General features: G+C 31.6%; 20 protein-coding genes and 4 tRNA genes. 5 read left to right on the top strand and 19 right to left on the bottom strand.

Annotation, left to right across the window (positions count from 1 at the left end; translation table 11 throughout):
- Window positions 1–56 precede the first annotated feature (56 nt).
- The 7 genes from AC1EUV_RS08810 to rpsU all read right to left on the bottom strand — a co-directional run bounded on the left by AC1EUV_RS08810 (window position 57) and on the right by rpsU (window position 2,127).
- Window positions 57–128 (bottom strand) — tRNA-Thr (locus AC1EUV_RS08810).
- Between the two features lie 57 nt (window positions 129–185).
- A tRNA-Gly gene (locus AC1EUV_RS08805) sits at window positions 186–258 on the bottom strand.
- Window positions 259–313: 55 nt separating this feature from the next.
- Window positions 314–396 (bottom strand) — tRNA-Tyr (locus AC1EUV_RS08800).
- A gap of 58 nt (window positions 397–454) precedes the next feature.
- Window positions 455–528 (bottom strand) — tRNA-Thr (locus AC1EUV_RS08795).
- 110 nt (window positions 529–638) lie between these two features.
- On the bottom strand, window positions 639–944 hold the full coding sequence (gene hpf, locus AC1EUV_RS08790) for a ribosome hibernation-promoting factor, HPF/YfiA family (RefSeq protein ID WP_480198328.1): 306 nt from the start codon (window positions 942–944) through the stop codon (window positions 639–641).
- 6 nt (window positions 945–950) lie between these two features.
- Window positions 951–1,841 (bottom strand): tyrosine-type recombinase/integrase, encoded by an 891-nt coding sequence (locus tag AC1EUV_RS08785; RefSeq protein WP_480198327.1) that lies wholly within the window; start codon window positions 1,839–1,841, stop codon window positions 951–953.
- A gap of 94 nt (window positions 1,842–1,935) precedes the next feature.
- Window positions 1,936–2,127, bottom strand: coding sequence for a 30S ribosomal protein S21 (gene rpsU / locus AC1EUV_RS08780; protein WP_480198326.1), 192 nt, complete (start codon window positions 2,125–2,127; stop codon window positions 1,936–1,938).
- A gap of 126 nt (window positions 2,128–2,253) precedes the next feature.
- Here rpsU and AC1EUV_RS08775 point away from each other — a divergent pair, with 126 nt between their 5' ends.
- The gene (locus AC1EUV_RS08775) at window positions 2,254–3,231 is read left to right on the top strand and encodes an endonuclease/exonuclease/phosphatase family protein (protein WP_480198325.1); all 978 of its coding nucleotides are present in this window, start codon (window positions 2,254–2,256) and stop codon (window positions 3,229–3,231) included.
- A gap of 100 nt (window positions 3,232–3,331) precedes the next feature.
- On the opposite strand, the gene AC1EUV_RS08770 is transcribed toward AC1EUV_RS08775, so the two are convergent.
- The 10 genes from AC1EUV_RS08770 to AC1EUV_RS08725 form a co-directional block, all read right to left on the bottom strand.
- The gene (locus AC1EUV_RS08770) at window positions 3,332–4,624 is read right to left on the bottom strand and encodes an aminotransferase class V-fold PLP-dependent enzyme (RefSeq protein ID WP_480198324.1); all 1,293 of its coding nucleotides are present in this window, start codon (window positions 4,622–4,624) and stop codon (window positions 3,332–3,334) included.
- Window positions 4,625–4,872: 248 nt separating this feature from the next.
- Window positions 4,873–6,030: a hypothetical protein gene (locus AC1EUV_RS08765; protein ID WP_480198323.1), complete on the bottom strand. Its 1,158-nt coding sequence runs from the start codon at window positions 6,028–6,030 to the stop codon at window positions 4,873–4,875.
- A 103-nt stretch (window positions 6,031–6,133) separates the two neighbouring features.
- Window positions 6,134–8,641, bottom strand: coding sequence for a zinc-dependent metalloprotease (locus AC1EUV_RS08760; protein WP_480198322.1), 2,508 nt, complete (start codon window positions 8,639–8,641; stop codon window positions 6,134–6,136).
- A 151-nt stretch (window positions 8,642–8,792) separates the two neighbouring features.
- A complete protein-coding gene (locus tag AC1EUV_RS08755) occupies window positions 8,793–9,338 on the bottom strand; it encodes a hypothetical protein (RefSeq protein WP_480198321.1) in 546 nt (181 codons plus the stop codon).
- A gap of 29 nt (window positions 9,339–9,367) precedes the next feature.
- Window positions 9,368–11,002 (bottom strand): hypothetical protein, encoded by a 1,635-nt coding sequence (locus AC1EUV_RS08750; protein WP_480198320.1) that lies wholly within the window; start codon window positions 11,000–11,002, stop codon window positions 9,368–9,370.
- Between the two features lie 189 nt (window positions 11,003–11,191).
- A complete protein-coding gene (locus tag AC1EUV_RS08745) occupies window positions 11,192–11,602 on the bottom strand; it encodes a hypothetical protein (protein ID WP_480198319.1) in 411 nt (136 codons plus the stop codon).
- 117 nt (window positions 11,603–11,719) lie between these two features.
- Entirely contained in the window at window positions 11,720–13,150 is a 1,431-nt protein-coding gene (locus AC1EUV_RS08740; protein WP_480198318.1) for an SLC13 family permease, read from the bottom strand.
- A gap of 92 nt (window positions 13,151–13,242) precedes the next feature.
- Window positions 13,243–14,934 carry a lysine--tRNA ligase gene (lysS, locus tag AC1EUV_RS08735; RefSeq protein ID WP_480198317.1) on the bottom strand — a complete coding sequence of 564 codons (1,692 nt, stop codon included), beginning with the start codon at window positions 14,932–14,934 and terminating at the stop codon, window positions 13,243–13,245.
- Window positions 14,935–14,972: 38 nt separating this feature from the next.
- Complete coding sequence (locus tag AC1EUV_RS08730) at window positions 14,973–15,866, bottom strand: tetratricopeptide repeat protein (protein WP_480198316.1); 894 nt, start codon at window positions 15,864–15,866, stop codon at window positions 14,973–14,975.
- 100 nt (window positions 15,867–15,966) lie between these two features.
- Complete coding sequence (locus tag AC1EUV_RS08725; protein ID WP_480198315.1) at window positions 15,967–17,028, bottom strand: response regulator transcription factor; 1,062 nt, start codon at window positions 17,026–17,028, stop codon at window positions 15,967–15,969.
- A 114-nt stretch (window positions 17,029–17,142) separates the two neighbouring features.
- On the opposite strand from AC1EUV_RS08725, the gene AC1EUV_RS08720 reads away from it, so the two are divergent.
- Genes AC1EUV_RS08720 through lipB form a run of 3 tightly spaced genes read left to right on the top strand, consistent with a single transcriptional unit; the run spans window position 17,143 to window position 18,757 of the window.
- Window positions 17,143–17,301 carry a YqaE/Pmp3 family membrane protein gene (locus tag AC1EUV_RS08720; protein WP_480198314.1) on the top strand — a complete coding sequence of 53 codons (159 nt, stop codon included), beginning with the start codon at window positions 17,143–17,145 and terminating at the stop codon, window positions 17,299–17,301.
- Between the two features lie 8 nt (window positions 17,302–17,309).
- Window positions 17,310–18,050, top strand: coding sequence for a hypothetical protein (locus tag AC1EUV_RS08715; protein ID WP_480198313.1), 741 nt, complete (start codon window positions 17,310–17,312; stop codon window positions 18,048–18,050).
- Window positions 18,047–18,757, top strand: coding sequence for a lipoyl(octanoyl) transferase LipB (gene lipB / locus AC1EUV_RS08710; protein WP_480198890.1), 711 nt, complete (start codon window positions 18,047–18,049; stop codon window positions 18,755–18,757). Before AC1EUV_RS08715 ends, lipB begins: the two co-directional genes overlap by 4 nt.
- Here lipB and AC1EUV_RS08705 read toward each other — a convergent pair.
- Window positions 18,754–19,803 (bottom strand): nucleoid-associated protein, encoded by a 1,050-nt coding sequence (locus tag AC1EUV_RS08705; protein WP_480198312.1) that lies wholly within the window; start codon window positions 19,801–19,803, stop codon window positions 18,754–18,756. The genes lipB and AC1EUV_RS08705 overlap by 4 nt on opposite strands.
- 122 nt (window positions 19,804–19,925) lie before the next feature.
- Window positions 19,926–21,464, bottom strand: a complete 1,539-nt coding sequence (locus tag AC1EUV_RS08700; protein WP_480198311.1) for an OmpA family protein — start codon at window positions 21,462–21,464, stop codon at window positions 19,926–19,928.
- A gap of 558 nt (window positions 21,465–22,022) precedes the next feature.
- Between AC1EUV_RS08700 and AC1EUV_RS08695 the strand changes: the two genes are divergently transcribed.
- Window positions 22,023–22,757 (top strand): LytR/AlgR family response regulator transcription factor, encoded by a 735-nt coding sequence (locus tag AC1EUV_RS08695; RefSeq protein WP_480198310.1) that lies wholly within the window; start codon window positions 22,023–22,025, stop codon window positions 22,755–22,757.
- Window positions 22,758–22,762: the final 5 nt, after the last annotated feature.

Raw genomic sequence — 22,762 nt, 5'->3', positions numbered from 1 at the left:
TTATTTAATTTAAAATCTTAGTTATATATATTTAGTATTTACTTATTCGTACTTTGAGCCAATGACGGGATTTGAACCCGTGACCTCTTCCTTACCAAGGAAACGCTCTACCCCTGAGCTACACCGGCGTAAAGTGTTTAGTCTCTTTTATAGGAAAAGATTCCTGCCTTCGCAGGAAAAATTAGAGCGAGAGACCGGGTTCGAACCGGCGACATTCAGCTTGGAAGGCTGACGCTCTACCAACTGAGCTACTCTCGCATTTTTTTCAGAAAATTTAAATTTTCTGAGTTGATATTTCATTTTTAAAATTATGTGGGGAGAGCAGGATTCGAACCTACGAAGTCGAAAGACAGCGGAGTTACAGTCCGCCCCAGTTGGCCGCTTTGGTATCTCCCCAACACTATTTATTCAAAGAACATCGTTTACTTTTTATGTAAACTTTTGTTTATTTTTGAGCCGATAGAGGGACTCGAACCCACGACCTGCTGATTACAAATCAGCTGCTCTAGCCAGCTGAGCTATATCGGCTTTTTATTCGTTTTTTTGCATAAAAAAACAAACCGCTTTTTCTAACGGTTTGCAAATGTATAAAGTTTTATTTTTTCTACAAAACTTTTTGTATTTATTTTTAGGAAACTTTAGGTGTAATGAGCGCGCTGCTTATCTTTCTTTCTTCGAAGCTGTCTACGCAAAGCATCAGCTGCCGAATCTACAGATTCTTCGAATGACTTACATTGTTTTTTTACAATAAACTCATCACCAGGTACATTTAATTTAATTTCGGCTATTTTATTTTCTTTTTCACTAGTTTTCTGAACTTTTAAATAAACTTCAGCATCAATTATTCGATCATAAAATTTTTCTAGGTTATCGATCTTAGTCTCAATAAACTCTTTTAAACCTTTATCTACATTAAAATTTACAGATTGAACATGTACTCTCATAGGCTTTTAGTTTTTAGAGCTCCTCGGGTGAGCCTGGTTATACACTTTTTTCAATTCACTCAAGCTGTTATTAGTATACACTTGAGTAGAAGCTAAACTTGAGTGACCTAATAATTCTTTAACAGAATTTAAATCTGCCCCTTCATTCAATAAATGTGTAGCAAAAGAATGCCGAATTATATGCGGGCTTTTTTTCACTTTAGAAGAGACTGTACTAAAGTAGTTATTTATTACTCTATAAACAAGTGTTCCATATATTTTATTTCCCTTTTTAGTAATAAATAAAAAGTCTCCTTCATCCTTTTCAAACTCATTTCGCACTTTAACATATAGATGCAACGTTTCTTGAATAGATTTTAATAAAGGTATATATCTTTCTTTATTTCGTTTACCTAAAACCTTAACGGTTTCTTTAGAAAAATCAATGTCGCCTATTTTTAGATTAATGAGTTCAGTTCTTCTAATTCCGGTAGAATAAAATAATTCAACTATTAATCTATTTCTTAATGACTCAAAATCATCATTTACATCTAACTTATTGATGACTTCAGATATTTCACTCTGTGTAAAAGGGACCTGCAGTCTTTTAGCTACTTTTAAAGCCTTATATTTTATAAGCGGATCGTTAGTAATCTGTTTGGTCTTTAATAAGAATTTATAGAAAGCTTTAAGCGAACTTATCTTTCTATTAATAGTTCTATTCTTTTTTCCTTGATCTACTAAATCGACAATCCAAGAGCGGATTTGAGAATAATTAGCATTAGCTAAATTATCATCATCAAAATCATCTTTACAAAAAGATTGAAAGGCAATAAGATCATCTTGATACGCCTTAACGGTATGAGGAGAATATTTTTTCTCTAAAGAAAGATATTCTATAAAAGATTTTATGGGCATAAAAAAACCGTTAGCAAAACAAAACTACAAATTGTAGTTATTAAATACTAACGGTAATCTATTAGAAAAATTTTCACAAAAGTGAAAACTTTATTTATTCTTCACTAGTTCTTAAACCCTGAACGTATTGTGCTTTTTGCAATTGCTTACGTTTAGTTACAGAAGGTTTAGTAAAGTGCTTACGCTCACGCAACTGTTTCATTGTTTTAGTTCTATCGAATTTTCTTTTAAAACGTTTTAACGCTCTATCGATATTCTCACCATCTTTTACTGGAATAATTAACATTTGTTAGCACCTCCTTCCATATATTCTGTCTATTTGTTTTTATATTTGGGCTGCAAAATTAAGAAGAATATTTATATAACCCATATAATTTTCAATATTTTAATTTTAAAATGTATTTTAGCTAGTATGAAACGATTTTTTAAATTTCTCCTTTTTCTTATTGTAGCATTATTAATAGCGAGTACACTTTTCTTCTTTTGGGCATCATCACCAAACTTTTCGGAAAAAGATTATAGTAAACTTATCACTAATAATTATGATCAAAATATAGATCGTGATTCTATTTACAGTATTGTTACCTATAATATAGGATACCTAAGTGGCATGACCAACAATAAAGCCATCGAAAAACCTAAATCATTATTCGACACTAATCTTTCTAAGGTAAAATCTCTTTTTGAAAAAGTGGATGCTGATATCATCGCCTTTCAGGAAATAGATTATGCTTCAGCGAGGTCATACAATGTTAATCAGCAAGATGAACTCGCCAAATTAGGATACAATTATATTGCCGAAGCTGTAAATTGGGATGAAACTTATGTACCTTTCCCCTACTGGCCACCGTCGATGCATTTTGGAAAGATGCTATCTGGTCAATCTATTATAAGCAAGTACCCATTACATGATTATGAGCGCATTGTTTTAGAACGTGTAAAAGACAACCCTTTTTACAGAGATGCTCTTTATTTAGAGCGATTAGCTCAAGTAGTAAAGGCAAAAATAGAAGATAAAACTATTGTGCTCATTAATATACATTTAGAGGCATTCGATAAACCTACAAGAGTTAATCAGTTTAATTATGTATTAGATTTATTTAATAAATATGCTACCGAATACCCTACCATATTATTAGGTGATTTTAATAGTGAAGCTAGAAATTGGGAAGCAATTATTAAAAAACTTATCCAAAATGAAGAGGTTGGTAATGCAGCTTTTAATAAAGATGATATTGCAAATACCTTTGACACCAAATATCCATTTAAAAGAATTGATTATATTTTTTACACCAAAAATTCTATAGAATATGTAAATGGTAAGGTGTTAACAGCATTTGGAGAAGCTTCAGATCATTTGCCAATAGAAATGCAATTTAAGCTAAAGTAAAATTTGCGTTACACTTATGATATTTATCTCTTAAGTTAGTTTGTCATTTTTTAAAAGCAATCCATCATTTAGTTTGATTCTATCTTTTTAGAATATAATTTTACTCATTAATTTTTTCAAGTGCACTAATACAACGTTTCACCTCTTCTTCTGTATTGATAATACATGGTGATAATCGCGCATAAATCGTTTTATATGGAGAAGTACTGCCAATAATATTTACTTTACGAAGTTTGCTTATTGCAATTTTGGGTTTCATTCCGTTAACCTCAAAACTATTAATCCCAGCCGAAAGTGAATTTGATAAAGGAGTGTGTAAGTCTATATGCTTTATATTTCTCATACCCTCCTTAAGCATGGTATTCAATGAGTGTGTTCGAGTTTGAATTTCCTCTTTTCCGATCTCCAGATGGAATTCAAAAGCCTCTTTCAGTGCCCAACGATGCTCAAAAGCATGAAACCCTCCTGGTGTTAACCTTTCATGAAAAGTCAACTTATCCTCCGGCATGGTTCCCATCCACATACGGAGTGGTATGCCAAATGGAGGCACGATTGCATCCACCATATGCCATGCATCCTTTTTTGCCCAAATAATGCCAGTTCCTCTTGGTCCAAAAAGCCATTTATGTGTACCTGCTACAAAAAAATCACAACCTAATTCAGATACAGTTATATTTTCAATTCCGAAACCATGCACTCCGTCTACACAAAAATAAATTCGATTTGATTCATCTCTGGTTTTATTGATTTCTTTAATTACAATTGCCATTTCTTTGATTGGTAATTTAACTCCTGTACTTGAATGAACAAATGTGACCGCAACAATTCGAGTTTCAGGTAATATGGCATTCTTAAGGTTATTTATAACTTCTTCGATACTTGTGCTCGCCGGGTTTTCATAGAGCGCTATTCTCCTGATGGAAGCTCCGTTGCGTTGAGCCGCAAAATCTAATGACCTTTCCGTAGAATAATGATCATGAGTAGTGGTAAGAATATCGTCTCCGGGTTTCAATTTTAAACCTGAATATAAAATAGCCAACCCCGTTGTAGTATTCTCAGTTAAAGCAATTTCACCCGAGTCACAATCAAGGTAGGTAGCTGCCACTTCAATAACTTTATTAACGTTACGTCTACTTTGAGATAGAAAATATTGCACTGTATTTTTATCTAAACCTTTACGATGACTTTCAATAGCTTTTCTAACTTTTGAAGGATGGGAAGCTAATAAAAATTGCGCCATTTGAATCTTATCAGTATTTAGTTGAAAATCAGCTCTTATCGCATCCCATCCTTCAAGAGGTGCAGTCGAAGAAAATCTACAACCTAATGTAGAAAGTACAGAAACGGCGCCAATAGTATATCCAGTTTTAGTAATAAAATTTCTCCTGTTCATTAGTAATCAATTTTAAGTTTAGAGTATCAATTTATTTTTTATAAGATCGTTGCGAACTTTTCTAAAGAATTTTAACATTAGCTAGTTATTTCTTATAAGATAAGATAATTAACTTGATTATTGAGTAATGAGGTACAACTATAAGGATAAGGATTTGTTTTAATACTTCTATCAGACTCATTACAAGCTGGTTATAGTTCACAACACGAAGTTCGAAGAAATTAAATTAATAAACAAACTAAATTGCCTTACAACTTATGGCTAAAATATTTTTTAATATCTACATCTGCCATAGGCTGTAGTACACCAAAAACTATTTCTTTATATATTTTATTGGTAATAGTATTGGGTGCTAAAAAAGAGGTACCTATTAAGTGTCGGGCTTTGGTAATAATAGCTTCAGAAAAATGTGTAGCGTGATATTTAGCTAAAAGGGTTGCATCAAATAATTGTTCTAAAGCCTCATCGTCATCCTTTTTAAAACCAGTTAGTTTTTGAGCAGCATTATCGCACAGTTGTAAAGCAGTTTTATATTGTAAGTTTAATTCACCAAGGTTTTGTAAAAAGCTTTCAGATTCAGATAATCTCTTGCCATTTTTAATCTTCTGTTCACTAAATATCTTTAGCTCTTCTAAAACCCTCAATGAAGCACCTAAATATGGTGCAGGTACTAATCCTTGGAACCAAGAGCGCTGGTAGACTAATATTTCACAGCGTTCATCTTCGGCATTGTCTAATTTAATTACATTTCCGTCACTCACTTTCACATTATTAAACCGAACAGATTTTGTAAAAGAACCTTCCATAACTTCACCAAAAGTCGAATCTATGTGCTCTATATTGTCATTATTTGCTGGTATAAAAAAGATAGCTTTTTCTGCTGTATCATTTTCTGGTAATGGTGCTGTAAAAACCATATAATCTGCTATTCCTGACAAAGACATAAAAGGAGTTTCGCCATTAACATGATAATTATCTCCTTCTCGTTTAATTAAAATCGTTTTATCACTTACAACATTTTTAAAGGTGCGTACAGAACCAGTATTAGCAATAATCAATCTTTCTTTTTTTATCTTTTGAAGTAGCATCTCTCGTTTCCAATATTCTTTGCTTGTTTTTGAAAATGGGTATGATGCCATAGAATTCAATACATAATAATGCATTGAAAGCGCTACAGAAACCGGGATAGAAACCTTACCTAACTCATGTAATACCTTAAAAGAATCTTTATATACTTTTTTTACATCCTTCTCATAACAAGGAATAAAAGGCAGTTGCGTTTTCTTAAAGGCAGCATAAAAGTCTTGGTAATCTTCATTAGTTTTAACTTCAGCTAATAATGAGCTTATTGGTTGAAGCTCATCTTCTTTAAATTTGCCTTTATTATTTTTAAGAATTGAATACATTGATAACTATCTGACTATAAACACCCAAAAAAGTTACAAATAAAAAACCTCATCAAAAATTGATGAGGTTTTTTTAACTCTTTTTTAAGCTAAGAATGATACTTTATTTAGGGTCAAGAATAGCATCTACTCTTTCTAAGGCATCTTGTAAATGTATTCTTTTCATTCCGCCAGAATTACCCAAAGCGGCTCTTATCGATCTTTTCAACGATTGTAATTCTGCTCTTGCAATTGCTCTAATATCAGATTGACTTGTATTAACAATGGTAGACTTTTGATAGCCTCCAAAAGCAGGAGCTTTACCTTGATTCTTAGCAGTCATTAAATAACCTAATCTATCAATGTGCGCACGCTGTAGATTTCTTCTGTAAGTATCTATACTTCTGTCATTTCTCAACTCACTCCAAATACCATTTCTTAGATCACTCATCATGCTTCTTAAAGAATAGGCTTCATTTCCGTTAAGGGTTTCGTTCTCAATCATTCTAGCCATTTTCCCTAAACTTAAAATACTATTTAATGCATTTACTTGAGATCTTCTTATTCTTTCGGTTGAACCGGAATATTCTGTTTTGCTAAACAAATCTTTATCAATCATCCACTTTGGAGTAGCAAATAACTGCTCATTCAAAAACTTCAAAGCATTCTTTTGATGTTCTTTAGGAACATATGTGTAAACAGCTCCATCTTGATCAGCAGTTTTATAGTATTCATAAACACCGCCAATGTTAGTTGAAACGTGTCTCACATAACGATTGAACTGAGCCAATACCTGATTATACATTGTTTTAAGATCGGCATACGTTTCGCCATCCTTAGTTGTCCATTTTTCAAGATTAGGAATTATACGTTTTAAGTTTTCTATACCATAAGCACTTGCTTTCATAGCATCATCACCTAAATCTTCGGTCTGTGAACTTGGGTCAACTACATCACCTACTTGTTGGTGACCAAAACGATACTTTGGATCATCAGCATGATCCGTAATCCATTTATTTAAAGTTTTCTTTTCGTCTTCGGCTGTTTCAGCATCCAAAATTGGACGATATCCCCAACGAATTGCGTGTTTATCATATACCCCAATATTTGGCATTAAAGCCACACCTTCATCACCAGGTTGCGCAACATAATTAAAACGAGCATAGTCCATGATTGAAGGAGCCGTACCATACTTTTTAGTAAAAGAAGCTGAGCGTAATGAATCAACTGGGTATGCAACACTGCTACCCATATTATGCGGTAGTCCGATTGTATGACCAACTTCATGAGCAGATACAAAACGGATCAAACGCCCCATAACCTCATCCTTAAACTCTGTTGTTTGAGCATCAGGGTTTATAGCTGCGGTTTGAACGAAGAACCAATTTCTCAACAAACTCATTACATTATGATACCAATTAATATCTGATTCTAAAATTTCTCCAGAACGCGGATCACTAACATGAGGACCGTTAGCATTTGGAATTGGTGAAGCTAAATAACGTACTACTGAATAACGTACATCTTCTGGACTCCACTCTGGGTCTTCTTCTTTTGTAGGAGGGTCTTTTGCGATAATTGCATTTTTAAAACCAGCAGCTTCAAAAGCCACTTGCCAATCTTCAATACCTTGTTTTATATACTTACGCCACTTTTCGGGAGTCGCTCTATCTATATAATAAACAATTTGTTTTTTGGGTTCAACTAATTCCCCTCTTTTAAATTTTTCTACATCCTCTGGCTTAACCTCAAGACGCCATCTATCTAAATATCTAGTTGTTTTACTTTTTTGAGCTTCATCACCATAATCCACTTGTCCTCTGGCAAACCACCCTACACGTTCGTCGAACAATCTTTTCTTCATTGGAACTTTAGGTAACAAAACCATCGAATTATTTATTTCAACAGAGACAGTACCTGTACTAGCATTAGAAGGAGGATTACCTGCAGTATATGTTTTTACATGACGTGCTTCTACATTAAGTGGGTAACTTTTAACTCCTTCAATAAAAGATTTATTAGCATCTAAACGAGATATTTTATATTGCTTCCTTCTAAAATTCGGCAACCCTAGAGCTTTAACATCTTTATTAAACAAGTCTGTTATATCTATAACTGTTGCAGTAGAATCTTTACTAAATGCCTTAATAGGAAAAGTATATAAAACTGGTTCAAAATTAGAATTTACTACAGCCTCATGCACTGGCAATGAATCGGCTGCTACAACTTGATGAGATACTACACGTAGTACAATTTTTTTACCTTTCTTTTGCCAGCGTAATACTTGTGTATTAGCCTTACCACCACCAAAACCAATTCCATTTGCAGTTTTGGCGATTCGCGTAACCATCAACATTTCACGATTCAATAATGTATCTGGTATTTCATATAAAAATTTACCATCTATTTCATGAACTTTAAAAAGTCCTTCATCGGTTTTAGCCTCTTTGGTAACAACTTTATTATAAGGTAGAATTGCTCCTTTTTTTGGTTTAGGTTTTGGAGCTGGAGTTTCTACTTTACCTTTCTTTTTCTTTCTGTTTTTCCAAACAGGCTTTTTTTGTGCTACCAAGTCGGCTGAAAAACCAAACAGAAAAAGCACAATCATTAATTGAGTTAGTTTTTTAATCATTTGTACAAATTTATATTCTTGTTAGTCTGAACTTTATCTGTAAAGTTACAGCGCACGAAGTTAAAAAAAGATGAATTTATTATTTCTTAATCTATTGTTAAAGAAAAAGCCAGCTATTAGCTGGCTTAATAATAAAAATTAGAAAATTATATTATTCGAAAAACATTTCTGAAGATAGGGTTTTTATCTTTTCCTTGTCATCTCCATTTTTTAGTTCCTCATATTTTTGAAGATAATCTTTTATCTTAGGTGTTACTTTTTCAGCTTTTTTCATGCTGAGTTCTACTGGAGCTTTTTTTGAAACCAGCTTCTTTATTTTCTCCATTAATTTAGCATCGCTAGTATCCACGGTATTCAATCTCACTGCCGCTTTCATCCCTCCCATTTTTGGCTTTACTTGTACTAAGTAAATTTTATCAGCTTGTAAATCAGCTTCCATAAAATCTAAATTTTCAGATTTTGCCCAAAGTAAATGTTTACCAGGTTCAAATTCATGCTTTACATAATTTTTTCCTTTAAACTTCCCTAAATAGGTGTCATTATTAAAAAATTTGAAATTGATAGCTGCACCCAAACCAGAAGTTCTTAAAAAATATACTACAGCCTTTCCCTCTAATGGTTTTTGAAAATCTTGAGCGCTCGCATAAGAACTCATAATGATGGTTGCTAATACTAAAATTAAAGTTTTGACTTTCATTGTTAATTAAAATTTATTTATGGTTTTATTTATTTGCAATTATCGTTATATTCTTGAACAAAAGCTAATAAACTTTCTTCGTTATTAGAAAAAGAACCATCTTTTGCTAACTGAGCCAATTCTGCACAGTCAGACACTAATTTCGACAGTTTCTTTTTAAATCCAATTGTATATGCTAATGAAGAAGTTGATTGTCCTTTTTTATCACTGGACTTTTTAAAGATTAACTCTTTTTTATACTTATATAAGCTTAGCTTATCTGATTTATAAAGGACTTTTACAAAGTGATACTTCGCACCATCGAGGCTTACTACATTACCTTGAGAACCTGTTTCTGAATTTGGATTAAATTTTACTGCTTTATAAGTTATACCATTAGTAACAAATGAAGCATTTTCTTTAGCAAAATAATTTTTAATCTTCACTTCATCATCATCTGTCAAAGTTAGAATCTTAACAGCATTTTTAAAATAGTTTGTAAGATCTAAAGTTGATAAATCAACATCATCAGCTAATTTTAATTTGATCTTACCCTCCATTTTAGAACCATCACTATTGATAAATACAGTTTCTAAATATTTGTCTTTTAAAACGTTTTTTGGTTTTTCTTCAACTACAGCAGCTCCGTTAGCTTCGATTGCATCTGAATTATCTACAGTTTCTACTGGGAAATGACGAGTGGTAAGCTTATTTATTTTAAACAGCTCTTTTAAACGCTCGCTTTGCTTGATTAGTCTTTTACCATCTCCTTTATCGTAATCATTTTCGATTACCTTATTTGCAAATTCAATAGCTTTATCTGGCATATCAAAATGATAATATAAGCGACCAATATTATAATAGCTAGCATATTTCATTTTGCGATGTTTCTTTTTATCTTCAGGATACTTTGGCACAACACTAATAAAATAATCAACAATTGGTTGTAAGTTAGGTTTAACAGCATCTAAAGGTTCATCATGAGAAACTTTCCCAAGTAACTCTTTAATATCAGCTAAAGCTTTTTTATGCCCTTCATAGTCAGAGTTCTTTTTAGAGTCTAAGATCCAAAATAATTCATTGTACACATAAGGCTCATAACCATAAAGTCTGTTTAAGTTTTTATTGATATTCTTAATTGAGCTACCTATAAATTCATTTCTGAATTTGCTTTTTAAAGTATACCTATTGTTTTTAAAATAATTTGAAGCTTTAGAGTATGAATTGTATTCATTACCCTTGTGGGTATTTTTAGAATTTCCTAAAGCGTATGAAAGAGGTTTTCCTTGTGAGTTATCAATTTTATAAGATCCTTTTGTAGAATATGTAATTACAGGAGTATAATATCTTTCGGTGCTAGTCACATTTCCTTCTTTATCTTTATTGACTTTTTCTCTCTTAGATATTTCGACATTTTCAATAATTACATTACCAATATTGACATCAATATTTAAAGTACCCTCTTTATTTAATTTTTCGAAGCCATAAATTTTAATTTCATTAGCTACTCTAGGGTTATTTGAACTAACAGCATAGGTTCTAAAGTTTTCGTCTAAAATGGGCTCTGTTGGTAAGTTTGTATACTTGACTTTTATATACTCTCTGTCTAAGTCAACTTTTTGAGCATTAATTGCAGTAATACAAAAAAATAAAATTGTTAATAGTTGTAGGTTTTTTCTTATCATTTTTGGTTAATTAAATTGGTTTTTATTTTTCAACAATTACATTAACGATAAAAAAAATGAAATATTAGAGCCCCATTATTCTTTTTAAATCTTAAAAAAATAATATTCTAATAATTAATATTTTATAACAAAAAAACATCTAAATAAATTTTATTTAGATGTTTTTTTCAGAGTTAAGAGGGAAATATTTTATAATCTTTTTCCGCCAGCTCTTTTTCCTTTTTTGAATGTACGTTTCGCTTTTTTATGTGCTTTCTTAGCGCCTTTTGGAGTTTCGTTTTTGATCACTATTTTCTTACTACCATCTGGGTTTTTCACACCATATGCTCGCTTCTTGGTACCATCTGCCTTGTTTACTCCAGCAGCGCGATACTTATCACCATCTGCTTGATTTACACCTACAAATTTCTTTACATCGCCATCAGCTTCTTTACGTTTTACAGATACCCCTTTATTACCTTCAGCATCTACACCTTTTTTAATAACTGTTGTGTTACCATTCTTTTTTACAACTTTAACTTTTTTCTTTTGAGCAAAGCTTTCATTAGTAAATAAGAAAGTCACCATAGCTAACATTAAAATTATTCTCTTTGTTTTCATAATTCATTTTTTTGGTTTCACCGTTCTATGACTAACCTATTTTAAAAAGGTTTAATTTTGAGGGAGGTTGTTGCCGACACTATTCCGATTTAAAATCGGAATCACTCGAAGTGACATTTAGAATAATAAAGGAATTACAAATTGAAACATTAAGATAAGTAGGCCTACTGCAATTAAATTTAGAATAACACCCGCTCTCGCCATTTGATGGACTTTAATGTAACCGCTAGCAAAAACTATAGCATTAGGCGGTGTGGCCATAGGCAGCATAAAAGCACAACTGCTTGCGATAGTAACTGGAATCAATAAATAAATTATTGGAATTTCTAGACCAATAGCTATACCCGCTACAACCGGAATTAACACTGCCACCAATGCAACATTGCTCATTAATTCTGTCATAAACAGCATTAATAAAATCAATAAAGAAGCCGTTAATAGAATACTGATATCACTTGAAGCTATTGTATTAGAAACTAGGTCTACAATACCACTTGCCGACATTCCTTTAGCAAGTGCTAAACCTCCACCGAAAAGTATTAGAATTCCCCAAGCTAGTTTTTCTGTGTCTTTCCATTGCAAGATAAATTCTCCTCTTTTAAAACTAAATGGAACAGCAAAAATAGATACAGCCGCTACCATACTAATAATGGTATCTGACAGCTTTAAACCTGGTAATAGTTTATTGATCAATGTTCTAAAAATCCATAAAAAGACGGTAATTCCGAAAATGATCAATACTTGTTTCTCTTTGGCTGAAAGCTTTCCTAATTTTTGTAGTTCAGCATCAATAACATCTCTAGACGCTTTAAATTGTAAATTTCTATTAGGATACATCCATTTTACCAATACTAAATAAACAATAGCTATCATTATAATAGAGAATGGTAAACCAACGGTCATCCATTTTAAAAAGGAAATTTCTATGTTGTATTCATTTTCTAAGAAACCTATTAAAACTGAATTTGGTGGTGTACCAATAACGGTCGCTATACCTCCAGCATTTGCTGAAAAAGCAATACCTAACATTACTGCTAGTGCAAAATTTTGATCATCTTTTGTAAAGCCATCTTCATCATCTATTAATAATCGAATAACCGATAAGGCTATTGGTAACATTACAACAGTACTGGCTGTATTACTGATCCACATACTCATTAAACCTGTTGCAATCATAAAACCTAAAACGACTTTATTGGGTGTAGTACCAGTAAGTTTTATAATATTAAGTGCAATACGCCTATGTAGATTTACTTTTTCTAAAGCCAGAGCCAGCACAAAACCACCAAAAAATAAAAAGATAATGGGGCTACCATAGTTAGCACCAACCTCAGCCATTGGCATTATCTTAAATAGTGGGAAAAGTATCAAAGGCAATAAAGCTGTTACTGAAATTGATACAGTCTCAGTTATCCACCAAATAACCATCCATAAAGCAACGCCGATTACAATATCGCCCTTTTGTGAAACTAATTCGAATGGTAAATTAATGGCTAGTAAAAAAAGCAGAGGTCCTAAAAAAAGACCAATTTTTTTTGAGTTTGGCATAAAGCGAATATACTAGATTTCAAATAAAAAAGGAATTACAAAATTGTAATTCCTTTTTTATTATCTAGATTCCTGCTTTCGTAGGAATGATATTAATCTACCATTTCAACAAATAAACCTTCTTCAGTTTTATTTACTTTGGCTAACTTATTTTTTGTTAAACCTTTAATGGTCTTATCCCATTTTTTATTACTTAAACCAGATTCCGCCTTCAACGAATTTAAGTCAATTGGTGAATTTGATTTTAGAATAGAAAAAACAACCTTTTCTTCGTCCGTCATGGCAATTGCTTTTCGCTCAGGTTTCATCTGAGGGAAGAATAATACCTCTTGTATGGATTGATTATTGGTTAAAAACATAATCAAACGATCCATACCGATGCCCAAACCAGATGTCGGTGGCATACCATATTCTAACGCGCGTAAAAAATCTTCGTCTATAAACATGGCTTCATCATCGCCTTTTTCAGACAGCTTTAACTGTGCTTCAAATCGTTCTCGTTGATCAATAGGATCATTTAGCTCAGAATAGGCATTGGCAATTTCTTTACCACACACCATTAACTCAAAACGTTCTGTTAACTCAGGATTATCGCGATGCTCTTTAGTTAACGGGCTCATTTCTTTTGGATAGTCAGTAATATACGTTGGCTGTATGTAATTTCCTTCACATTTTTCACCAAAAATCTCATCAATCAATTTTCCTTTACCCATGGTTTCATCTACCTCAACTCCCATATTAATGGCAGCTGAACGAATTTCATCTTCTGTTTTATCGGTAATATCAAATCCGGTAAAGTGTTTGATAGACTCTGCCATAGTCACCCTTGGATACGGCGCTTTAAAATCTATATGATGTTCACCAAAAGTAGCTTTGGTTGTTCCGTTTACAGCAATAGCACAGTATTCTAAAAGCTTTTCGGTGAACTCCATCATCCAGTTGTAATCTTTATAAGCTACGTAGATTTCCATAGCTGTAAATTCTGGGTTATGGGTTCTGTCCATCCCTTCGTTGCGGAAATTCTTAGAGAACTCATAGACACCATCAAAACCACCAACAATCAATCGTTTTAAATACAATTCATTAGCAATACGCATATATAATGGAATATCTAATGAATTGTGATGTGTGATGAACGGACGTGCTGCCGCTCCACCAGGAACCGGTTGCAATATTGGTGTCTCTACTTCAAAATAACCTGCTTCATTAAAAAACTGACGCATTGCATTGAACAATTTGGTTCTTTTTACAAATACATCTTTTACTTGTGGGTTTACCACTAAATCGGCGTAACGCTGACGATAACGTAATTCAGGATCATTAAATTCATCAAACGTATTGCCTTCACTATCCGTTTTAGGTAATGGTAGAGGCTTTAAAGATTTAGATAGTAATGTAAAATCTTTTACACGAACACTTATTTCACCAACTTGGGTTTTGAACAACTCTCCTTCAATACCTATAAAATCACCTATATCTAGTAATTTTTTATATACCTTGTTGTATTTAGTTTTGTCTTCACCTAAGCAAATTTCGTCACGATTAAAATACACCTGCACTCTTCCCTCACTGTCTTGTAATTCAGCAAAAGAAGCCTTACCTTGAATACGACGACTCATCAATCTACCAGCAACTATTACCTGTTTACCTTCTGCGTAAGAATCCTTAATCTGGTTAGATGTATCTTTTACAGGATACAAATCTGCAGGATATGGATTGATACCCAACTCACGTAATTTGGTAAGTTTTTCGCGCCTTACAATTTCTTGCTCTGTTAACTGCATAGTGTAATTTTAAAGCTGCAAAATTACACTAATTCTAATTAATTACTAGTAATTGAAAGATCACTTTTTAATTGATCGATTCTATTCTTAAGATTGCTGTTTGTAGGGTTTATTTCGAACGCTTTATTATAATTTGATAGTGCCTCATTTTTTTGATTTAACTTATAATGTGCATTTGCCAAATTCAAATAAACTTTAGCATCATCTGGAAAAAGCTGTGTATTTAATTTTAATACTTCTATTGCTTTATTGTTTTCATTTCTAGAAGTAAGGATTCTGGAATATGTATTTAACTCATAAATGTTTTTTACCTTTTCTTTATATTCATAGAGTTGTTGTAAAGCTATTTTATAGAAATTTTCATCTTCAATAATAGTATTCACTTTGTCTACAATACTATAATTAGACTCATAGTTATTGTTTAGAATATTTAAAATATCTTCTTCTAAAGTTGTTACGGGATGCTCTACAATTCTATTCACTTCTTTACCATCTTTATAAAAGATAAAAGTTGGAACTCTATGAATATTAAGCCCTTTCTCTTCATGATCTGGGCTTTGCTTATACAAATCTGGTTTTCCACTAACTGCTACCATAGTTAGTTGATCTAAAGGAAAATTAGCAGCCTCTAAAACCTTATAAAATTTTGGCACTTCTCTTCTACTATCACCACACCAAGTGCCCATAAATGCAAGAATAGTATATGATTTTAGTTTTTTTGAAATTTTATCGATTACATTTTGACTAGGTTTATATTCGTTTTGACCAGTTAAAAACCAATCTTGATAATTTTTGGAAGACAATCCGTCTTTATCAATTTTACCTAACAGGTATGGCTTTTTACCTTCCTCGACAATTTCGTTATTTAAATTTTGAGATTCACTTGTACATGACCAGATTGTTAATACTAACAGAAAAAATAAGTTACGCATGATTGATTGTTTTTTTGAAGCGAATTTCAAAAAACAGTCTTATCATTGATAAAAAACAAAGGTGGAAATGAGTACTAGACCCTAGGTTGATTTTTATTAATTATCTATTAAACAGTAATTTAACTTGCTCTCTAGAATCTACATTTAATTTCTTGTATAAATTATTAATGTGTGTTTTAACAGTACTCACGCTCACAAAAATTTCTTGAGCAATTTCTTTGTTCGTTTTATTTTGCAGGATTAAATCTAAAATTTTCTGTTCTTGATTTGTTAGTTGATCTTTTAGATTTGATTGTTTGAGGTTTTTTACATTTTTAAGTCGAAACCAAAAAAATAGATTTAAAAACAGTGACAACCCTAGCAAAGAGTACCAAAAATATTTCCATTTAAAATAACTTTTATCTATTGCTACCAAAGCATATCTATCAGATGTGAATTCTAATTGGTATTGCTTTCTATAAGAACTATTCGGATATTTTTCATTTAGTCTTTCGGACAATCCATCATAATAATCATTTGAGGCTACATCCTTAAGATAATGTGAGTATAAATCGCCACTTCTATCTGATAAAAATTTATAAATATAAAGTTCTGCTAATGGCTCATTTAATTGCTTGCCAAACTCCTGTAATTCAGTAAACCACTTTTTATCATTTAGTTTTCTATTTGCTTCACTACGATAACTGCTATAATCATAAGTCATTAATTCTTTTAAAGAATCAATCTTAAAAAAAGCCTTTGAATGATTACTGTTCGATTGAATACTACAAAAAACCTGATCTTCAAAAGAAATAGGTAAGTTAATCGTATCTTTATTATTAGCTATAAAAATAACTTCTCTACTTGTAGGGCATTTTCCGTTAAAGTGATTTACATTGAGCTCATCACTATCACAATTATCAATATGAACTCGATACATTCTATTAGAAGCATCTAGATTATTTCCATAAAACTCAAAATAATTAGAATCAATCTTTGCCTTACTTATAATCTGCTCTTGATAAACCCCAGAAATCTTTCTATAATCATCAACTAAAGATAAATAAGCAGTGCTATTAGAATTGGCATCATCTACTGTACCAGAAAATAAATATTGTGCACTACTAGTAGTAGCCGAACAGAATAAAATTAATAGAAAGATGTGAGCCTTAATTTTCATCATTACGAAACTAGTATAAAATCTCATCCTAAAAAAGATTTCTTTAAAAACGTAACATTTATCAGCTTTACACTACGTATATATTGAATTTAATTAATTTATCTTTGTAGTTTATTTATGGGATGTTTTAGAGTGCTATTATCCATTATTTGTCCACCATTAGCTGTTGTCGATAAAGGCTGTGGTTCTATAGTAATTGTTTTTATATTAACATTACTTGGGTGGATACCTGGTGTACTAGCTGCTTTAATTATTCTCAATAATCCAAAAAATTAAACTACACTATGAAAATCAAAAATCTTCTTTTAGCCTTTATAAGTATTGTTATTACTAGCTGTGTTTTCACGGAAGAAATTCATGTAAAAAATGATGGTTCGGGAACGTATGCCTTTAAAATGGATATGAGTAAAATGATGGAAGCTATGGGAGAAATGAGTCAAAAAAGCGATTCCATAAAAAAAGAACCTGAAAAGATAGATTCGATTATGTATTTCAAAGAAATTTTGTCTCAAAATAAGGATAGTATTGCCAAACTTTCTAAAGAAGAACAAGAAACTTTGAAATCTTTAGAAGATTTAAAGATTCACATGAAAATGGATGAAGAAAAAAAGCAAATGAATATGGATTTTCTTTTTGACTTTAAAGATTTGAATCAGCTTAAGAACATGAATGATCGTATTCAGAAGGCTCAAGAAATGAGTGACAAGAAAAAGCAGCAAAATAACTTTCAATCAAATTCAGATGTTGAATATTCTTTTAAAAACAATACATTTAAAAGAAATGTTACATTAAAAAAATTAACTGAAGAAGAGCAAAATCAATACGATCAATCTATTAAACAAGGTGCTCAAATATTTGATGAAAGTACATATAAACTTGTTTATCATTTTGATAAGAAAATTAAAAGTGTTTCTATAGATGGTGCTAAAATTAGTGACGATAAAAAGACATTGACAATCGAAATGCCAATGGATACCGTTATGAAAAATCCATTACTATTGAATTTTGAAGTGAAGTTGAAATAATGAAACAAATCTATTTACAAGATTTAGGAACAAAAGACTACAAAAAGACCTGGGATTATCAGGAAGAATTGTTTGATGCTATTGTTCAAATAAAGCGTAAAAATAGAAATGAAGATTTAAATCTAGATACGCCTAATCATTTTTTATTTGTTGAACATCCGCATGTATATACATTAGGTAAGAGCGGTGATTTTAATAACTTATTACTCAACGAAAAGCAATTAGAAGATAAAGGCATCACCTTTCATAAAATAAACCGTGGTGGTGATATTACCTATCATGGATATGGGCAAATAGTTGGGTATCCTATTCTAGATCTTGATAATTTCTTTAATGACATTCATAAATACATGCGTTTTTTAGAAGAAACCATGATTCAAGTCTTGGCTGATTATGGTTTAAAAGGAGAACGTAGTAAAGGTGAGACCGGTGTTTGGCTAGATGTAGGTACTCCATTTGCTCGTAAAATTTGTGCTTTAGGTGTTAGAAGTAGTCGTTGGGTTACCATGCATGGATTTGCTTTAAATGTAAATACCGATCTAGGGTACTTTGACCATATTATCCCATGTGGTATTCGAGGTAAAGCTGTTACCTCAATGGAGGTTGAATTGGGTAAAAAATTAGATGTAACTGAGGTAAAGCAAAAGATTCTGAATCGCTTTGCTTCTATTTTTGAAGCTGAATTTGTTGAGAGAATTCAGATTTAATCTTCCTCGTTATAAAATACTTTATAATATTTCATTTTCTTTTCTTCGTCATAACCACGTTCTAAATATTCTTCTGCTGCATCTGGCGCGTCAATGTCTAGTTTGATCTGAATATTTGTATCTAGCTTAATCTCATTTTTAAACTTACGCTTTTCCTTTTTTACAACAACTTCAGAAACTGGAAATTGATTTAATACTACCAAATTATTGACTTCCTGAAATTGGTCTTTATAATCTTCGAATAAGTCCTTATGTTTATCTTCATCAAAAATGCTATCCTTAAAGTCATGGATGTTTAAGGTTTCATTTTCCTTAAAGAAATCTACCGTACGAGCTAAAAACTGCCCCTGTTGTTGATTACCATATTCTTCTTTGATAATTTCATCAGAAAAATCTTTACACATCTCTAAATACACCTGTGTATGACGATTATTATCATTTGCATATTTAATATTTAGGAAATTTTGAATCCAATACTGTGCATCATAATTATTATTATCAATCGATAATACGGTGTTACCATCATCATCAGTAGAATTTAAGATCAAACAGCCTTTATCAATTTTTTTAGTGCTTATACCCTTTTGCACAAAAACGTCAAAACTATTTTCTTCTAAATAGGTCTGAAAGAAATCTATTTTATTTTCGATCTTAAAGATACCTAGTGCCTGTGTTGCTACGTCACGATAATCTATTCCTTCAAATAAAGCAATGATCACATCGCCAATTTTAATCTGTGCAGAATTAGATTGTTCATACAAATGCGTAACAATATTCTTAGAAATTTCTACAAAAGTGGAAGCATCTTGAAAGACTTGTTTTGCATAATTATTAACCTCGTTCATACTAATATCTGAATGGTGATTAAAACGATAACTTTCTGTAACATTTACAAAAGGCTTTAGTAAAAATGGTTGCATCAGACGATAACTATCTTCATCAAACGTTACCACATTTTCTGAAAATACGTTTGTAGCTTCGTTAAACTTATTGCCAACTTTATGTATAATAAATTTTGATATTATGGCTTTATTACGCTTGATCATTTTACTCAGTTTTTTGAAGCTGCAAATGTAGCTTTTTGACCAGGAGTATTAAAGAATAAAAAATAAAAAAACCGAGGCAATTGCCCCGGCTGAAGAAGAGTACTTCTTTTTCATATATTTTTCTAAATTTTTACAAAAACTACACGTCTGTTTTGTGCTTTTCCGTCCGGCGTTTTATTATCGCCAACTGGCTCAGTTTCACCTTTACCATCTGTCTGCAACCGATCACTTGAAACATTATAGATATTGATTAGAGCATCTTTTACTGCATTTGAGCGATTTTTTGACAGCGCCATATTTGTATCATCAGAACCATCAGAATCTGTATGACCTATAATATTTAAGCGCATATCTGGCACTTGTTTTAGAGCCTGTGAAATTTGACGAATGATACCAAATGATTGTGGCTGTATATTAGCTGAACCAGAATCGAACAAAATACCATTGGTTGAAAACTTTCCTTCATTAATCAACTGACGTCTTAGATCTACACCGCCCTCAGCTAACTTGAAATTTTTAATAAACACTCGTTCTTTACCGTCTTTAAAATAAGGTTGCAATTGAAATCTAAACTGATTCATTTGTACACCTTCGGTAAAAAAACGAGGAATGTCTACATATTTCTTTTCATTTACCCAAAGTCTAAAGCGCTGTTTATTAACACCTATAGATACATGTGCTAACTTATCAAGTACATCCTTTCTAATATCTGCCGTTACTTTATTGTTAATCCCCATTTTGTTATTTCTAACCCTCATCCCAATAGGGTGATATTGGCAAAATGGAAGTGTAACATAACCATGATTAACCCCCCATTTAAATTTTCTATCGTCAGTTAACAACAAACGTATTATAGCACTAGATGAAGTTTTCTTATCTAAACCAGTAGCAAGAATATCAAACTCAATGGTATATTCTTCAGGCAAAGCATTAGTCAAAGGTGTATAAAAAGTGTTATGTCCTGGTTTTATTTCTAGCCACTTTTCGGTTCCTTCATTAAGAGTAACTACTTCGCCGCTACCATTTGTATTCCATTTAGACGGAAAATCACCTATAAAATCATTAGAAAAATCATCATAGAATAATAGCTTATCACCTGGTACAAAATCGAATTTGCTATATACTCTTATATCTTTTGGAGCATTTGAATTATCTGATGAATTTCCATTTGTGCCAGAGCTTTGAGATGATATACTTGAATCATTATCATTTGAGGAAGTATCGTTAGAAGCAACATCTTCATCACCTGTTTCTTCCTTTTGCTTTCGTTTTTCTGTAATTAATTTTTTAGCGGTTTTTAAACTGTATTTTAAAGCCTTCTTTGCTCGGTTCATCTGTAATGTAGCTTTACCTTGTTTTAAAATACCAGCACCATCAATATCAGAGATAGCATCTGGCGCAGTCGCTAGAACTCGTTCGCTATCTTCAACAGCATCTATTAAGAGTTCTAAATCATCATCTTCTAAAGGTTTTCCTTGTTCTGCATAACTATCAAATCGATAGACTTTGTCATAAAGATCAAAAGATTCTCTTACAAATCTATCAACACTATTAATGCCTACTCTACTAGACGGTCGTTTTAATCTTTTTGTTTGCGCTTCAACCGTGTATTGAAAAAGGAAAAATGCAAGAATCAAAAAGTTAAAAGTTGAAAATTTCATAATATATTAATTTAATCTAAATTGAGGTTAATAGCAACCCAATGGCATATAAACCCTAAAACTTTAAAGTTTAGGTAAGAGCTCTAGTATCATCAAAAATATTACAGCTCAAAATTCAATAACAAAACTATTGTTATCTATTGTTGCTTGATATCAAATATGTAACATATCTTATCACAAATGTAACTTTCAGTATTTTCATATAAGAGCTTGTCTATAAGCTGTAATAAAAAAAAGGGGAATAATCCCCTTTATCATAATAGCATTGAAGATAATCCTTTTCATAGCAATTGAAGTCTTCTTCTTAGCAATTAATAACTCTAAATCATAGTTTTCTTTTTTCGCTCTAAACAATTTTAATTCAAAAGTCCTAAAAGAAACAATGCCCTCAAACTGATATTGTATAATTGGTATAAAATAGTGTATAGATATCAACAAAATTGATGTAGCACTAAATTTATATTCTTATTTACCAATTATACTTAAATTAGCACTAAGCATACATGGGTTTACCTAACATGTGCTTCTTTATATTACATTTGATAAAAACCTGTCTAGATGCTAAAAGCTGTAATTATTGATGATGAACCAAAAGCAATTCAAGGCTTATCTTGGGAATTATCCAATTTTAGTGAGGAGTTAGAAGTGATAGCTACTTTTACAGAGCCCGAAAAGGCTTTACGTTATATAGAAGACACCTCAATAGACTGTTTGTTTTTGGATGTTGAAATGCCAACTATGGATGGATTTCAGTTTTTAGAAAAACTATCAAAAAAAGATTTTGCAATTATTATTACAACAGCTTATAATGAGTACGCCATAAAAGCTTTGAAAAAAGAAGCAATAGATTATTTGTTAAAGCCAATAGATAGTGATGACTTAGAAGATGCAATTGCAAAAATTAAAAAATTCAATTCAAGGATTACCAATGCCGATAAGTTTGAACGTATACTATTAAACTTTAATGATAAATTAAATCATAAAAAGATAACAATTAATACTGATGGTAAATTGGTTTTCTTAGAGCCAAATGATATTTACTATGCTGAGTCTGATGGTAATTATTCAACCTTATATTTACAAAACAATAAGAAAATTGTACTTACCAAAAAACTAAAGGAAGTCTGTGAAATTTTACCAAAAGATCATTTTTTTAGAATTCACAACTCTTTTATTGTCAATTTAGATAAGGTTAAAGAATTTTTAAAAACAGATGGTTACGTTATTCTCGAGGACAATAAAAAAATACCAGTATCTAGACAGCGTAAATCCGATTTTCTAGATAAATTTTAATTAAT

Source organism: Maritimimonas sp. 2304DJ26-3 (genome assembly GCF_056591635.1).
Note: the sequence above shows the minus strand (reverse complement) of the source record. Positions and strands in the feature narration are given on the sequence as shown.